Consider the following 15357-nt stretch of genomic DNA (forward strand, 5'->3'; position numbering starts at 1 on the left):
TTGTTACCCCCTTGTCAAACTCGTTAAGGTGATGGCAGGAACAGCGGGAGGCCAGTTGATGCGGATTGAAGACAAGCAGTTGCAGGACAGATACTATCAGGCGCTGATCGCCAGAGACGCCAGCTATCTGGGCAGTTTTTATGTGGGGGTAAAGACCACCTCCATCTTCTGCATTGCTACCTGCCGGGCCCGTAAACCCAGGCGCGAAAATGTGGAGTTTTTCGACACATTAAAAAGCGCCATGGACAATGGTTATCGTCCCTGTAAAGTGTGCCGGCCGGCGGAAAATGCCTGTCAGGCACCGGCGGAGATTGCCCGGGCCATCGAAGAGGTGCGGGCCAATCCCAAACAGAAGGTCGGTGATGCCCGGTTGCGGCAAATGGGCATAGCACCGGAGAAAATCCGCCGCTGGTTCAATAAACACTATGGCATGACCTTTCAGGCATTCCAGCGTATGTACCGGATAAACAACGCCATGACAGAACTTAAACAGGGCCGCAGCGCCACCGATTCCGCCTTTGATTCAGGCTATGACTCGCTCAGCGGTTTCGGTTACACCTTCAAAAAATACACAGGCAAGGCGCCGAGCGAGCTCACTACATCACCATTGCTGATCGATCGCTTTACCACCCCTTTGGGGCCCATGTTTGCCTGCGCCAGCGAGCAGGGGCTGTGTCTGCTGGAGTTTGTTGACCGGCGCATGTTGGAGACCGAATTTGAAGATCTGCAGCGTCGCCTCAAGACCTGCATTCTGGCCGGGGAAAACACCTTTATCCGTCAGGCCAAAGCTCAGCTGGCTGAATACTTTGCCGGTGAGCGGCAGACCTTTGATATTGCGCTGCACACCCCCGGCACTGAGTTTCAGAACAGGGTGTGGCAGGCACTGCAGCAGATTGATTATGGCGATACCGCCAGCTATCAGCAGCAGGCAGAAAAGCTGGGTAATCCCAAGGCGGTGCGGGCGGTGGCTACAGCCAATGGCATGAATCGGCTGGCAATTATCATTCCCTGTCACAGAGTCATAGGCAAAGATGGCAAGCTGGTGGGCTATGCCGGTGGTCTTGAGCGTAAACGCTGGCTGCTGACGCACGAAGCCAAAGTGGCAGGTAAGGTATTCACCCTTGAATTTTAGTGGCGTACAGCATTGGTGATTGACGAAAACGGGCAGTTACAGCTGCAGTGACGCAGATTTATCCGACTGCGTTATCTGGCGCCATGCCAGCCAGGCGTGATCGGCCAGTGCCAGCATGTCGCTGTCTTCACTGGTGTCGCCATAGGCATGAATAGCGTTAAATGCGGCTAAATCGAATGTCTCCCGGATGCGGCGGGCTTTTTCAGCGCAGCAGCAGTCTTTGCCCAGATAGTTGCCGGTCAGTCTGCCATTGCGGGTTTCTACCCGGGAGCACAGCAGCTGCATATTCTGCGCCTGAGTCCAGGGCTGCAGGTACAGATCCAGCGAAGCTGATACCAGCACCAGGGTATCGCCTCTTTGCCTGTGCCACGCTATCGCCCGCTGTGCCTGCGGGCGGATAAATCCCGGCAGCAGGGTGTGCGCATACCACTCGCCCTGCTGTTGCATGGTCTTGGCATCTTTGCCTCCCAACGCATATTTCAGCGCGATATGACGGGCGCTGGACGCTGACATCAGCCCAGATTGATAACCCCATTTGGCGCTCAGCAATGGCAGGGCAAACGCCAGTTTGCGCCTGTTTGAGGTGGACAGATGAATGAAGGTGCTGAAGCTGTCGGTATCTGTCATGGTGCCATCGAAATCAAATAGCGCGAGATCCATCATCCGGTTTTATTCAGAAAGGTATTGGCGGCAATGTTAACCCTGACAGAGTCGTTTGACTAATCTTCTGAAAATTCTGATAAAGCCCACTCCGACGCAAACACCCCAGATCAGACCGACAAAAAAGTGATCGAAAATATGCCATGACTGCCAAAGCCAGGATTCTGATCCTGCCACGGCGTTCAGAGTCGATACCCCATAGCTGAAACCCAGAATTGCACCAATCATGCCGGGTACCATCAGGGCCACAACGAGCATCCCGTATGACGTTGAAAGCTCTAGCCATTTGGTTTTACGATTGATTGACTGCAAAGAAGACATGAATAAAAAGCAGATAGATATTGTGTAAAGCCGCAATTGTCCCGCATAGCCTGCTGCCTGTCATCAAACTTCTTATTCAGTTTCAGTGAGTTGTCCTGGTTCCCCGGTGAAAAAAACTTAATAGCTGCGACACAGGCCTTTCATCTGCAGCGTTCTAGACTCTCCATCAAAGTTTGCAGGCGTATCATAGGCTTGCAGTAAAGAGGGAATAAACTAGTCCTTGTGGAGTGCGTTGTTCCTTCATAGACCAAGATGAAAGGTGTTGTTATGAAGAAACGTTATTTACTGCCATTGCTGGTGATGAGCCCAGCTGTATTTGCCGCCCAGAATGCCAACGTGGAATATGATGTTGCTGCAGTTGAAGTGGACTCTCCCAATGGCGTAGAAGTGATGGCAGTAGGCGATGAAGTTGAACTGCCAGTAAAAAGCAACAGCGGTATTTACGCTGGTCTGGAATATGGTATCGGCGCGGTAGATCAGGATATTCATACCAATTTTGCCGGTGACAATGTCAACCTCAAGCCCGGCGGCCGCACTGATATCGGTGGTGCCTTCATCGGTTATCGTTTCGAAAACAACTTCGGTGTGGAATTTGGCTACAACCAGTACAAGGCCAAAGATTCTCATGGCGAAAACATGGGTGTGACCAAACACGACTTCGGCAATGGCGCCGGTGCTGTTGATGCTACCCATGAACGTGGTTGGGATGCCAACACCAAGGCACATCAGTACATCATCAAGCCTGTGTACTTTATGCCACTGACTGACAGCCTGACCCTGAAAACCGGTCTGGGTCTGACCATGACTCAGTATCACTACACCTCAGGCAGCGCCGATGAATATGAAGCGGTTGCCAACGATGATATTGAACAAACTGTTTCCCGCGTGGGTGGTGAACACCGTACTGAAAATGCCGTGGGTGGTATTGCCAGTGTTGGTTTGAACTACAACGTTTACAAAGGCCTGGATCTGGGTGTGACCGCTCAGTATCAGATTGACCATGTTGCTAACGCCAGCGAACTGCTGTTCAGCGCAACTTATCAGTTCTGATCCCGGCTTTGACTTCGGAGTCGGCCTGCGTCTGACTCCTTGTTTCATCTCATTATTTTCCTCTTTATACCGATTTCCTGGGTATTGGGCATGGCTTCCCCCTCAATTTGAAGCCATGCCTTTTTGTTTTCATGGTTGAGATCAGTTAAAGCGGGCGATGGAATAGGGCCTCAGGCTGACCGCCGGAGTGTTCCCCAGTAGTTCGTCTGCCAGCAGCTCAGCACTGAACGCCGCCAGTGTCAGCCCCAGATGCTGATGGCCGAAATTGAAAAATACCCTGTCATGCCCCGGCGCCTTGCCAATCACCGGCAATGAATCCGGCAATGTCGGCCGAAAGCCCATCCAGCGTTTATCTGCATCGTGCTTATCATCCCGCAACTCCGGCCAGATACTTTCCCCCAACTGCCTCAGCCTGTCGGCCCGCACATAGTTGGGCGCCTGCGCCAGTCCGGCAAACTCCACCGTACCGGCCAGCCGCAGCCCGTCACTCATGGGGGTGAGAATGAACTTCTTCTCATAGGAGGTGATCGGCATAAGCGGCATGTGCTCGCTGCTGACCATATAGTGATAGCCGCGCTCGGTATCCAGTGGCACTTGATATCCCAGTCCCTGGCACAGGGATTTGGAAAATGCGCCGGTGCAAACCACCAGGCTGTCGGCGGTCAGCAGACCAAGGTCGGTCACCAGCTGCACTTTCTCATTATGCGCATCAATGCGGATCACTTCGGCCTGCATAAAGGTCACGCCCAATTCACAGGCGTGGCGATACAGTGCCTGACTGAGCTGATAAGGGCTGGAGGTATGCCCCACCTGAGTGAAGTGCAGCGCATGGGTGATATTGCCGTGCAGTCCGGGTTGCAGAGCATCAAGGGCATCGCGCTCCAGCAGCTCCACTTCGACCTCCTGACTTTGATACATGGCCTGAATGGCTCTGGCTGTGCTCAGGCTGGGGGACTCAAAGGTCAGCAAACTGCCGTGGCGGATGAGCAGTTCGCGGCAGTTCGACTGGCTGACCAATCGCTCCCAGGCAGCCAGTGCACCCTCATTCAGCGCCCGCAGTGAGGCGGTATTTCGTTTGAATACGGCCGGGCGCATATTGGCCAGAAATCGCATAAACCAGGGGATCGCCCTGAACATATAGCCAGGACTGATGCGCAGCGCCCCCAGAGGATCGAGCAACATACGCGGCAACTGCGGCAACAGGGATGCCTGCGCCAGCGGGAATACCTGCTCGGTGGCAAAGTGTCCGGCGTTGCCTTTGGAGCAACCTTCACCGATGCCGAGCCTGTCGACCAGAGTCACCTGCACCCCCTGACGCTGCAGCGCAATGGCGGTGCACAGGCCGATCACCCCGGCGCCCACCACAATGCAATGCCGGGATGCGCTATGGCTGGTATCCCGCGCTGAGTCCTTAGCTGCACCCGGAGATGCACTCTGATCAGGCTCGGAAGTCAGTGCGGGTGCTTGTTGTTGCTGTGTTGTCATGTTTGTTAAAAGATCGCTTGATTTTGTATACAATATACTCTAGCTTGAAAAACAGTCAATCACCCAGCCCCCCATTTTTAGTGGCGGCTGGGTGTCAGCATGTTCAGTCAGTATTTTTCAGGAGCAACAAGTCAATGAGACCAGATTGGCAAGGGGTATATCCGGCGGTATCAACCCAGTTTAAGGCGGATGATTCCATCGATTTTGAGCAGAACGCCAGCATGTGGGAAAGCCTTATTCAGGATGGCGTACACGGCATTATTGTGTGCGGCACAGTGGGTGAAAACTGTCAGCTGTCGGCCGAAGAAAAGCGCCAGGTGATGCGCGCTGCGGTGGAAGTGGTTGCCGGGCGGGTGCCGGTGATCTGCGGTGTGGCCGAGACCACCACAGCCGCCGCGGTGCAGTTTGCCCAAGATGCAGAAGCGATTGGCGTCAATGGCCTGATGGTGCTGCCGGGCATGGTGTACCGCTCCACCGAAGCTGAGGCGCTGGTACATTACCAGACTGTCGCCCGCGCCACTGCTTTGCCCATCATGATCTACAACAACCCTGTGTCCTACGGCGTGGATGTGTCCATTGACGGCATGCGGGTGCTGGCCAATGAGCCCAACATAGTTGCCATCAAGGAGTCCACCACTGACACCCGCCGCATCACCGAGCTGTACAACGCCTTTGGTGATCGCTTTATCGTGTTTAGCGGGGTGGATGATATCGCGCTGGAGAGCCTGATGCTGGGCGCGACCGGCTGGATCTCCGGGCTGACCAACGTATTCCCCCGCGAGTCGGTGGCCATTTACACCCTGGCGCAGCAGGGCCGCTATCAGGAAGCGCTGGAGATCTGGCGCTGGTTCCTGCCTTTGCTGCGGCTGGATACCATTCCAACCCTGGTGCAGTGCATCAAGTTCGCCGAGCAACTGGCCGGTCGCGGCTCTGAGCGGGTGCGGGCACCGCGTCTGCCGCTGGCGGGGGAAGAGCGCGCCTATGTGGAGCGTATCTACCGTGAAGCACTGCAAAGCCGTGTCGATCTGAGCAAATTTGGGCTTTGAGCTCACCGGAGCCGGGGTTGTGTCCCGGCTCAAGGAGTATGCTGATGAATAAAGGTACCTTTTTCTGTATTGATGCCCATACCTGTGGCAATCCGGTGCGGCTGGTGACTTCGGGTCATCCGGTGCTGGAAGGCGAGACCATGGGCGACAAGCGGCTGCACTTCATGCGGGAATTTGACTGGATCCGCCAGTCGCTGATGTTCGAGCCAAGGGGCCACGACATGATGTCCGGCTCCTTCCTCTATCCGCCCTGCAGTGACAACGCCGATGCGTCCATCCTGTTTATCGAAACCTCCGGCTGCCTGCCCATGTGCGGTCACGGCACCATAGGCACCATTACCGCCGCGCTGCAGGCCGGGCTGCTCAAGCCCCGTGTGCCGGGCAAGCTGGTGATCGATGTGCCGGCCGGGCAGATCCGGGTGGAATATCAGATGACCGGCGATAAGGTGGACTGGGTCAAAATCTTCAATGTGCCGGCCTATCTGGCCCACAAAGACATTGAAATTGACGTGCCTGAACTGGGGCGTATCACCCTGGATATCGCCTATGGCGGCAACTTTTACGCCATTATCGAGCCGCAGCCAAACTTCCCCGGCATAGATCAGTGGACGCCGGGGGAGATCCTCAAATACAGCCCGCTGGTGCGCGAGATAGCCGGTAAGGCGGTAGAGTGCGTGCATGTGGAGGACCCCAAGGTGCGCGGCCTGAGCCATGTGCTCTGGAGCGGCAAACCCAAAACACCTGGCTCCAGCGTGGCCAACGCGGTGTTTTACGGCGACAAGGCGATTGATCGCAGCCCCTGTGGCACCGGCACCTCGGCGCGCATGGCCCAGTTGCATGCCCGTGGCCGGTTGCAGCCGGGTGAGCGGTTTGTGCACGAGTCCATCATCGGCAGTCAGTTCGTTGGCACCATAGAAGAGGTCACCGAAATCGGCGGCGTCACCGCCATCCGCCCCTCCATTCAGGGCTGGGCCAAAGTCACCGGCTACAACCAGATCCTGGTGGACGACGACGATCCTTATGTCAACGGATTTCAATTAGTTTAAGGAAAGGTGCGAGCCAGTCCCGTGGGTGCTCTGCGAGGACTTGTTCGTACCTTCCCTGGAGGAAACAGGATGCTGAGTGGACTCAGTTTTATCAATAATCAATGGGTGGCCGGCGAGCAGGGCAGTTTCACCGCCATCAATGCGCTGGACCACAGCGTTATGGCGCCGCAGTTCCACAATATCAGTCAGGCGCAGCTGCTGCAGGCCTGTGAGCAGGCGTGGCAGGCATTTCTGCAATATCGGCAGGTCAGCCGCGCCGATCGCGCCGCCTTCCTCAGTGGTATTGCCGATGAGCTGCAGGCCAGAGAAGCTGAGCTGGTGGCTCGCACGCCGCTGGAAACCGGCCTGCCTGAGCTGCGCATCAAAGGCGAGCTGGGTCGCACTGTCGGTCAGCTGCGGCTGTTTGCCGGCAATCTGCGCAGGGACGATGACTATATCGCCCAGGATCAGCCGCTGCCTGAGCGCACGCCGCTGCCAAGGCCGGATCTTAAGCTGAAGACCATCCCCCTGGGCCCGGTGGCGGTGTTTGGCGCCAGTAATTTTCCGCTGGCCTTCAGCGCTGCCGGTGGCGATACCGCCTCGGCGTTGGCGGCCGGTTGCCCTGTGGTATACAAGGCCCATACGGCCCATCCGGGGACCAGTGAAATCGTGGCTCAGGCCATAGAAGCTGCGATTGCCCGCTGCAATATGCCAGCCGGTGTGTATCAACTGCTGCAGAGTAAAGACTATGACATCAGCCATGGGCTGGTGCAGCATCCGCGCATGCAGGCGGTGGGTTTTACCGGCTCGTATGCTGTGGGCATGGCGCTGCAGGAGAGTATCAGGCAGCGCCAGCAGCCAATCCCCTTCTATGGCGAGCTGGGCTCTATCAACCCGCAGCTGCTGCTGCCGGGGGCGGTCTCTTCAGGCAAGCAGGGTGACAATGGCAATGACGCTGCGCTGGCCGCTACCTTTGTCGGCTCGCTGAATCTGGGCGCCGGGCAGTTCTGTACCAATCCGGGATTGTGGCTGGTGAGCGAATCTGAAGCTGATGCCTTTGCTCAGGCGGTGGCCCGCGAGGTGGAGCACGCTGCGCCCCAGCCCATGCTGACGCCGGCTATCCTCAGTGCTTATCAGCAGGGCTGTGCGCGGTTGCATCGCCACGCCACTTTGCTGGCCAGTGGTCAGGGCGAGGATAAGCGCTGCAGCACTCAGGTGTTTGTGACTTCTGCCGTTGAGTTTATGGCCAATAAAGCGCTGCATCAGGAGGTGTTTGGTCCGGCCGCGCTGATGGTGACCTATAAAGATACGGCTGAGCTTGAGCAGCTGCTGGCCGGACTGGAAGGTCAGCTGACCGCCAGCATCCATGGCAGCGATGCACTTATTGCGGCCAACCGCAATCTGGTTGAGTCCCTGTCCTATCTGGTTGGCAGGCTTATCTTCAACCAGATGCCTACCGGGGTGGAGGTGTGTGATGCCATGATGCACGGCGGCCCGTTCCCCAGTTCCACCGATGTGCGCAGCACCTCGGTGGGCAGTCAGGCGATTGCGCGTTTCCAGCGGCCTTTGTGTCTGCAGAATACGCCATCAACACTGGCTGAATAGGCGTTATCTGCATCGCTGCTGCGGCTATCTGTGCTGTTGCCAGCAGGGATGTTGGGAGTAGGTGTCTGGCTGATGGCTCAGGCATTCCGAGGCTTTTGTTGTCAGAAGTTTTGGCTTTCAACAAGCTCAGGCGTTGGAGATTTCATTCCGCCACTTCCTTTCAGGGCCAGCACTGTCTGGCCTTTTTTTAATGAGTTACATACACTGCTCAGACTTTTTATACAAAATGCAAAGTGACCATGAAGATTACCTACAAGACTCGTACTCAGTTTGTGGTGGATGCCATTCGCGAGAAAATTCTGTCGGGTGAACTGACCGCAGGCCAGCCACTGCGCCAGGCGGCGCTGGCCGAGGAACTGGATGTCAGCCGCATTCCGGTGCGCGAGGCGCTGTTGCAGCTGGAAGCTGAAGGTCTGGTGAAGTTTCAGGCCCACAAGGGCGCCACGGTCACTGAGCTGGATGCCGACTATCTGGATGAGCTGTGCGATATGCGGGTGCTGCTGGAAACCGATTTGCTGGCGCGCTCTGTGCCCAATATGACCGCCGCCGATTTTGATGAGGCCGAACTGCAATTGGCAGCACTGGAGCAGGCATTTGCCGATGGCAGTATTAATCAATGGGCTGAACTCAATACCCGCTTTCACCTGTTTCTGTACAAGGGCGCCAGACGGCCCCAGACCATGGATATTGTCGGCAATCTGAACAAGAATGCCGACCGCTATATCAGCCTGCACCTGCTGCTGGCCGATGGCATCAAGAAATCCGGCGGCGAGCACAGACAGCTGATCGATCTGTGTCGTCACGGCCAAATCGAGCAGGCCTGCAGTCTGCTCAAACACCATATCCTCAGCGCCGGCAATGAAATCAAAGCCATGATGCGCGATGGCAGTATCTGATCCCCCTGCTTTTTACACTCTGTGGTGAGTCGCCTTAACGGTTTTCACCACAGAGCACTTCGCTGCACAGAGGTCCCACGCTCTTCTCTGTGTTCTCAGTGTCCTCTGTGGTTAAGTGCTTTTCTGTTTTAACGCTCACACCACAGAGCGCTTCGCTGCACCGAGGTCACAGAGGAAAAGCAAAGACGGTATTCAGCGCGCTTCTCTTCTCTTAATTCTATGTGACCTCTGTGGTGAGTGGCTTTTATCGCTTTTGTCCGTGGCTTCAGTCGCTTTGTTCACGTCATCAGTCGACACGGGCGGTGAGTTTATACACCAGATTGGCGGCCACCAGATCCGACAGGGCGGTGCCCACTGACTTGAACAGGGTGATCTCTGCCTCTGACTGGCGGCCCGGCGTGCTACCCAGTGCATGCTCGTGTTGCCCGTCAGCCTTCACTCTGGCGGCGCACAGCTCGGCCAGTTCTGCGCAGATCTGCCCCTCATCAAATACTCCCTCACTGATGGGAATAAGCAGCTCACCGGCTTCGTTCAGTACATTGGTTTTACTGTCTACAAACACCCGGCTGCGCACTATGCTGGTGCTGTCGCACTCGCGACAGTGAGCATGGTGATTGCCAATCAAATCCACATGGGTACCGGGGGAGAGCCAGTTGCCGTCAAACAGCGGTGTTGGGCTGCCGGTGGCGCAGCTGATGGTATCGGCACTGGCGAGGGTGGCCTCATCGCTCTGGCCCGCGCACCAGTGAATATCCGGGCGCTGCGGCTGTAATTCGGCCAGCAACGCCCTGACCTTGTCGGCACTGCGGCCAATAATGGTCACCTTGTTATAGTCGCGCACGCTCAGGTGCGCCTTAATCATATAGCTGGCCAGCTTGCCTGTGCCAAATAGCACCAGATGGCGCGCATCGGGGCGGGCGAGCATATCCGCCGTCAGCGCCGATACCGCCGAGGTGCGCCACAGGGTCACGCTGCTGCCGTCAACCAGAGCCAGGGGGACGCCATGGCGACGGTCAAACAGCATGATTTTGGAGTACAGGGAGTCGTAGCCTTCGCTGGCATTGTTTGGGAAATAGGTAAAGGATTTCACCCCAATGACCTCTTCATCCCAGGCGGGCAGCAGGGCAAAAGCGTTGTGGCTGCCGTCGCCCGGTGCCAGTTCAAACACCTGGCGTCTGGGCATGGTGAACTGGCCGGCGAAACTCTGCAGCAGCGCGGGCAACAAGCTCTGGTAACTGAGCGAGGCGGCCACCTGCTCCCTGTCGATAATCTTCATTCCCTGATCTCTTAATGTGTTAAGGCTGTCAGCCCTTAGGGCTCTAAAATCATCGGCTTGGGCGCGCGGGTCAGCAGTTCATAGCCAGTGTCTGTCACCAGAATGTCCTCCTCAAGGCGCACGCCGCCATAGCCCGGGATATAAATGCCCGGCTCTATGGTGATGATATTGCCTGCCTGCAGCACATGGTCACAGCCGGGTTTGATAAAAGGCTGCTCGTGCAGGAACAGGCCGACCCCATGGCCCAGTCCCTCGCCGACGAATTCGGCAAATGGTGAGGCCTGCAAAATGCGGTTGCTGGCATTCAGTGCCTCGATGGCGGGCACCCCGGCTTTCACTGTGTCCATGGCGGCCTGCTGCGCCTCGGCCACTGTGTTGTAGATAGCAATTTGCTTGTCTGAAGCCTCACCATAGAGATAGCTGCGGGTCATGTCCGAGCGGTAACCATTAACCACAGCGCCGAAATCCAGGGTGATAAAGTCGCCGGATTTCAGGGTTTGGGCAGAAGGGCTGCCGTGGGGCATGGAGCTACGCTGGGCAAACAGCAAAATGGTGTCAAACGACATGCCTTCAGAGCCCAGCTTTTGCATCCGGTACTCCAGCTCCAGCGCCAGATCCCGCTCGCTGACGCCGGCTTTGAACAGTGGCAAAGTTTGCGCCAGCGCCTCGTCGGCAATGGCGGCCGCAGCGCGGATCTGCGCCACTTCCCACTCATCCTTGACCATGCGCATGCGCTCGACCATGCCGGTAACTGGCTTAAGTTGGTCGCTGGTAAACTTGCCCGCCAGCTCAGCCGCGATGGCCTGCCAGGTCGCGACATCCATATGCGCCGCCTCAAAACCGACTTTGGTTTGTGGGGTGAGGAAGCGGTTGATGCAATGCCCAAGGGATTCGTTATCGCGGTCGCGGCAGATCACCTCAACCCCGACACTCTCGGCTTTGGCGCGCTCGGCATAGCGGTAATCTGAGATTAAAAAGGCATCCTGCTGTGACAGCACCAGATAGGCAGCATGGCCGGAAAAGCCACTGATATAACGAATATTCTCATAGCCAAACAGCAGCAGGCTGTCCAGCCCGCGCGCGGCCATCCCTGCGCGCAGGGCGGCCTGTCTCTTTTCCAGTACGGGTTGCAATTGAGTGTTCATCGAAAAATAAATCCTGTGTTGAGGGGATCGGCGCCGTCCAGATAAAAACTGTGCTGACCAATGACATGGGCAGTTCCGGCGACCCGGGTATTGAGCGCGGCAATGCCGGCAAAGTCAGTCTGGCATGTGGCCGTAACGGTAAAGGGTGATCCCAGAATGCTCTCGATTTGCAGGCGCTCGCCGGTTTGCAATCGTTCCCTGGCATATTCGATGGCGGCGCGGCCACTGACGCCTGTGCCTGTGGGGCTTCTGTCCAGTTCGCCTTCGGCAAAAATACACACATGGCGGCTGTGAGAGCCGCTGTGGGTTTTCTGGCGTTGGGAGGTAAAAATCACCCCGTAGAGGAAGCTTAAATCCGCCTCAAGGGGATGGACTGTGGCCGTGCGGGGATCTTCACAGGCAATCACTGCCGCCTTAATGCGCTTGCCCCAGTCGATAATCTGGTTGGTATTGTCGGGCTCAAGTCTGAGGTCGATAGCGTCGGCATCCACATAGGCATAAAAGGCGCCGCCATAAGCTAAATCGACACTGACTTCACCTATGCCTGCGACCTGCAGGCTGATATCGGCCTGCGCCAGCCAGGAGGGCACATTATCAAACTCGATATGACTGACCTTGCCCCCTGTGACCGTCACCCATGAGTGAATCAAGCCTGCCGGCGCATCGATGCGCAGCGGGTTAACCCCTTCATTGGCCTCGATAACACCCGCCTCCACCGCCGCCTTGGACAGCGCAATAATGGCATGGCCGCACATGCTGCTGTAACCCTCGTTGTGCAGAAACAGCACGCCAAAATCACTGCCTGCGCGCTCTGGCTCGACGATCAGCGCGCCATACATATCCGCATGACCACGAGGCTCAAACATCAGCGCCCTGCGCAACTCATCATGATTGGCCAGGCAGTCCTGCCGCTTGGCCAGAATGGTGTCGCCTTTCAGTTTCGGAAAGCCCGAGGTGATGATGCGCAGTGGCTCGCCGCCGGTGTGCATTTCCAGGGTGGTGATTTGGGCCATGCCAGCCCGGGGCTGCCAGTTGGCAAAGGCATTGCGGTTTGCATTGGCATTGCTGCCTTTGTCTGTTGAAGCAGTGCTATTGGCCGCCGCTGTATCTGGCTTATCGGCCTGTGAGTTGCTCATTCCCTGGGAGTCAGTCATTGCCTGAAGGTTCCATACACGGTGTAATCATGATGAGGGTTAATTGTATACAATATGCGAAAGGTTGATGCAAGTTTGAGCGGCAATCAGGCCATATTGCCGGGATGGCGTTTTTGGGGTGCCTGTTGGCACTGGTGGATGGGGTTGGTTTTAGTGTCGTCTGTTGGTTGCGTGGTGTTAGTGGACTGCGTCCACTTGCCGTTGGCAGGGGCATAGCCAAGCTTCGCTTGGCCGAAGTCGTGGGTTTCCAACCCACATCCGGGCAAAGGGGACTAGGCGGCTTCGCCCCCTTTGCAAACCCCCTGCCGCCCCAGACGGTGCCGACAGCCCCTCGAATTTATGGTGAAAATTGGCTAACGCGACAGACGCTCGATTTACATCCCTGTAAATCCCCCCAGCTCGGCTATCCCGCCTCGCGCTCGTAAGCACATCGCTGCGCGATACTCGCCCCTGATTCGACAGAGCCTGCGAGGAATCTGCCGGACAGGAGTCCAAATGCCATGAAAGGCATGGATGCCTGAGAATGGCCATGCCTCGCTACGCCATTTTCACCAACATTCTTCGACTCTGGCATCCTGCTTCGTCCTACCTTCTGCATCCATGCAGTCGTCGGCGGCACTGATGGGGAATGGTGTATTCCTCCAACTCGTAAATGCCCCAAAGTTGGCTTTCCCCTAAGACACTCTCATTGATGGATGTGCCGAACCATAACGGAAATTGATAGGCCATGACGAAAACTCAAAAGCTGTATGTACGGACAGTATGATTTCAAACGAGACGATTTCGCCGCCCAAAACGGTCAATAATGTGCGCACTATTTCTGAAACACTTTTTGTAACATGAACGATTTCATCAGGTTAAGAGCAGTGCGCGAAACAAAGCGAGCACAAATCATGCGCATGCGCACTTTCCACCCAAGGTGATTTTTGCTAGGTTAAAAATCAATCTAAAAAACAGCGGGTTGCGCGAGATTTTGCCAAGTGATCAGAGGTGAGAAAATGCGCATGCGCACAATACAAATGTTATGTTTTAAGGTAGAAATCGGACATTGGAAAAAATAACCGCCATCGCTACATTCTTTTTTGGAGTTCTATTTGTCGTTGCCGCCATCTTCTTGTTTGTGATGGGCGTTAAGGAACACAAACTAGAATCAAAGGGTTTTAGTTCATGGAGTAAAACTATTTTGGTTATTGGTATTTGCTTGTTTGCTGCCTACAACATATTAATAAGCGGCTACCTGAAAATGATAAATACTGGGATATTAAATTGAGTGTTTTAAAACATAACAAGCCAAGCCAGCGGGAATTTTACTCGCTGAAAAGCGCTCATAAAATCCCCTGCTTGGGACGTTATGTTTGGCGCATCCTCATTGAAGTGATTGAAATCTAGAGACGGAGCTATGAGTAAAGAGATAATCCCAATTAGTCTCTCACAAGAGATATCACTCTCAGATAGTGAAAAAAAAGAATTTACCCGCAGAAGGAAGTCACTGGTATCGGAACTTCGCTGCATAACCGGCCTTCCAGAAGTCGTTTCTGCGCTTAATCAGGATACGGTCTACAAGCTTGTTTTGGCTCCTGAAGGAGCCAAACTGTATAAGGATGCTCAGGGAAATCTGAAAGGCGTGTTCTACAAAGATGGAAAAATTGTTGAACATGCGAAATTTCAGGAGGTTGGACCTTCGATGTTGAAGGCTGCAAAGGCGGTTGGCGCACAAGTTCTTTTAGTGAGCATAGCCATGCAGCTAAACCGTATTGAGGAGCAAGTAAGCAAGATATTTAAAGAGTTTCATGGTGACCGTCTTGCAGAAATTGAAACAGGAAAGTCGCTGTTTCGCCAAGCTTGTGGAATGCATGATTCTGAAAAAAGAGAGCAATTGGCATTACATGCAATAACAGAGTTGACGCGTGGATTTGAAAAAACAGCAAGCGCTTTGTCGAGACAGATCAGCGAGCTTCCAGAACAAAAGCTATCATTTTTTGATAACTGGATTGGAGACAAGTCTAAAGAGGCTGAAGAAAGCCATAAAATGGCTGTTGAGTCATTTTCCGCCTGCTTAAGCGCTCTACAAACTTTGGCCAGATGCCATTTGTTTCTAGAAGAGCGAGAGGTGGCTTTAAGTTCAGTTGACGAAGGGCTAAGCAAAATAGAAAAAGCGGGCGTGGATATAGCATACGTTCGATCAAGATTGGCGCCTAAAATAAATGGCCACTTCCCAGAAGATGGCTGGAAACAGTTTATTGTGTATAGAAAAACATTTGATTCCAGTTCATTTTCTAGCCTTATTCATCCTGAAGAAGATGTTGTAGAGATAGAAATCAAACCCTCAGAGCTTATGGAGAAAAAACATGCAGAAATGTAAGAGCTGCGAAAGAGAGCTTCAGAAAGACGAGATCGATTACTGTCCTTCCTGTGCCTCTAGCAAGTCCCACAAAATCAAGAAAATTATTGAGGTGGCAACTCCTATAGTGATTGCAATAGGCGGAATCGCTTTTAAGCTGCTGAAGAAAAAGTGACTTTTAGTGCGAAGATAAAACATAACAAAGCATTGCAGCGGACAAG

At 54.8% G+C, this 15357-nt stretch carries 13 protein-coding genes; 8 read left to right on the top strand and 5 right to left on the bottom strand.

The window, feature by feature from the left end; genetic code table 11:
* The first annotated feature begins 58 nt into the window (after positions 1-58).
* On the top strand, positions 59-1132 hold the full coding sequence (locus tag ACRRUX_RS11655) for a bifunctional transcriptional activator/DNA repair enzyme AdaA (RefSeq protein WP_432530432.1): 1074 nt from the start codon (positions 59-61) through the stop codon (positions 1130-1132).
* A gap of 36 nt (positions 1133-1168) precedes the next feature.
* Here ACRRUX_RS11655 and ACRRUX_RS11660 read toward each other — a convergent pair whose 3' ends face one another.
* Positions 1169-1795, bottom strand: coding sequence for an HAD family hydrolase (locus ACRRUX_RS11660; RefSeq protein ID WP_432530434.1), 627 nt, complete (start codon positions 1793-1795; stop codon positions 1169-1171).
* Positions 1796-2380: 585 nt separating this feature from the next.
* Between ACRRUX_RS11660 and ACRRUX_RS11665 the strand changes: the two genes are divergently transcribed.
* Entirely contained in the window at positions 2381-3163 is a 783-nt protein-coding gene (locus ACRRUX_RS11665; protein WP_432530436.1) for an AcfA family outer membrane beta-barrel protein, read from the top strand.
* A gap of 141 nt (positions 3164-3304) precedes the next feature.
* On the opposite strand, the gene ACRRUX_RS11670 is transcribed toward ACRRUX_RS11665, so the two are convergent.
* Entirely contained in the window at positions 3305-4648 is a 1344-nt protein-coding gene (locus ACRRUX_RS11670) for an NAD(P)/FAD-dependent oxidoreductase (protein ID WP_432530438.1), read from the bottom strand.
* A gap of 134 nt (positions 4649-4782) precedes the next feature.
* Here ACRRUX_RS11670 and ACRRUX_RS11675 point away from each other — a divergent pair, with 134 nt between their 5' ends.
* The 4 genes from ACRRUX_RS11675 (at position 4783) to ACRRUX_RS11690 (ending at position 9220) form a co-directional block, all read left to right on the top strand.
* Positions 4783-5694 carry a dihydrodipicolinate synthase family protein gene (locus ACRRUX_RS11675; protein WP_432530440.1) on the top strand — a complete coding sequence of 304 codons (912 nt, stop codon included), beginning with the start codon at positions 4783-4785 and terminating at the stop codon, positions 5692-5694.
* A 44-nt stretch (positions 5695-5738) separates the two neighbouring features.
* Positions 5739-6740 carry a 4-hydroxyproline epimerase gene (locus ACRRUX_RS11680; protein ID WP_432530442.1) on the top strand — a complete coding sequence of 334 codons (1002 nt, stop codon included), beginning with the start codon at positions 5739-5741 and terminating at the stop codon, positions 6738-6740.
* Positions 6741-6809: 69 nt separating this feature from the next.
* Positions 6810-8324 (top strand): aldehyde dehydrogenase (NADP(+)), encoded by a 1515-nt coding sequence (locus tag ACRRUX_RS11685; RefSeq protein WP_432530444.1) that lies wholly within the window; start codon positions 6810-6812, stop codon positions 8322-8324.
* A gap of 239 nt (positions 8325-8563) precedes the next feature.
* Positions 8564-9220, top strand: coding sequence for a GntR family transcriptional regulator (locus ACRRUX_RS11690; protein WP_432530446.1), 657 nt, complete (start codon positions 8564-8566; stop codon positions 9218-9220).
* 286 nt (positions 9221-9506) lie between these two features.
* Here ACRRUX_RS11690 and ACRRUX_RS11695 read toward each other — a convergent pair whose 3' ends face one another.
* The 3 genes from ACRRUX_RS11695 to ACRRUX_RS11705 are packed head-to-tail and all read right to left on the bottom strand — an operon-like array spanning position 9507 to position 12795.
* A complete protein-coding gene (locus tag ACRRUX_RS11695) occupies positions 9507-10496 on the bottom strand; it encodes an ornithine cyclodeaminase family protein (protein ID WP_432530448.1) in 990 nt (329 codons plus the stop codon).
* A gap of 35 nt (positions 10497-10531) precedes the next feature.
* Positions 10532-11641, bottom strand: a complete 1110-nt coding sequence (locus ACRRUX_RS11700; RefSeq protein WP_432530450.1) for a M24 family metallopeptidase — start codon at positions 11639-11641, stop codon at positions 10532-10534.
* On the bottom strand, positions 11638-12795 hold the full coding sequence (locus ACRRUX_RS11705; RefSeq protein WP_432530452.1) for a proline racemase family protein: 1158 nt from the start codon (positions 12793-12795) through the stop codon (positions 11638-11640). The genes ACRRUX_RS11700 and ACRRUX_RS11705 overlap by 4 nt, the downstream gene beginning before the upstream one ends.
* Positions 12796-13843: 1048 nt before the next feature.
* Here ACRRUX_RS11705 and ACRRUX_RS11710 point away from each other — a divergent pair.
* A complete protein-coding gene (locus tag ACRRUX_RS11710) occupies positions 13844-14065 on the top strand; it encodes a hypothetical protein (protein WP_432530454.1) in 222 nt (73 codons plus the stop codon).
* Positions 14066-14194: 129 nt separating this feature from the next.
* On the top strand, positions 14195-15157 hold the full coding sequence (locus tag ACRRUX_RS11715; RefSeq protein WP_432530456.1) for a hypothetical protein: 963 nt from the start codon (positions 14195-14197) through the stop codon (positions 15155-15157).
* Positions 15158-15357 lie beyond the last annotated feature (200 nt).

Source organism: Shewanella sp. GXUN23E (assembly GCF_050865035.1).
Taxonomy (GTDB): Bacteria; Pseudomonadota; Gammaproteobacteria; order Enterobacterales; family Shewanellaceae; genus Shewanella.

Coding starts and splice junctions, on each gene's coding strand:
- ACRRUX_RS11690 (WP_432530446.1), top strand. CDS start 8,564: ATGAAGATTACCTACAAGACTCGTACTCAGTTTGTGGTGGATGCCATT.
- ACRRUX_RS11695 (WP_432530448.1), bottom strand. CDS start 10,496: ATGAAGATTATCGACAGGGAGCAGGTGGCCGCCTCGCTCAGTTACCAG.
- ACRRUX_RS11660 (WP_432530434.1), bottom strand. CDS start 1,795: ATGATGGATCTCGCGCTATTTGATTTCGATGGCACCATGACAGATACC.
- ACRRUX_RS11670 (WP_432530438.1), bottom strand. CDS start 4,648: ATGACAACACAGCAACAACAAGCACCCGCACTGACTTCCGAGCCTGAT.
- ACRRUX_RS11700 (WP_432530450.1), bottom strand. CDS start 11,641: ATGAACACTCAATTGCAACCCGTACTGGAAAAGAGACAGGCCGCCCTG.
- ACRRUX_RS11675 (WP_432530440.1), top strand. CDS start 4,783: ATGAGACCAGATTGGCAAGGGGTATATCCGGCGGTATCAACCCAGTTT.
- ACRRUX_RS11715 (WP_432530456.1), top strand. CDS start 14,195: ATGAGTAAAGAGATAATCCCAATTAGTCTCTCACAAGAGATATCACTC.
- ACRRUX_RS11655 (WP_432530432.1), top strand. CDS start 59: ATGCGGATTGAAGACAAGCAGTTGCAGGACAGATACTATCAGGCGCTG.
- ACRRUX_RS11680 (WP_432530442.1), top strand. CDS start 5,739: ATGAATAAAGGTACCTTTTTCTGTATTGATGCCCATACCTGTGGCAAT.
- ACRRUX_RS11685 (WP_432530444.1), top strand. CDS start 6,810: ATGCTGAGTGGACTCAGTTTTATCAATAATCAATGGGTGGCCGGCGAG.
- ACRRUX_RS11705 (WP_432530452.1), bottom strand. CDS start 12,795: ATGACTGACTCCCAGGGAATGAGCAACTCACAGGCCGATAAGCCAGAT.
- ACRRUX_RS11665 (WP_432530436.1), top strand. CDS start 2,381: ATGAAGAAACGTTATTTACTGCCATTGCTGGTGATGAGCCCAGCTGTA.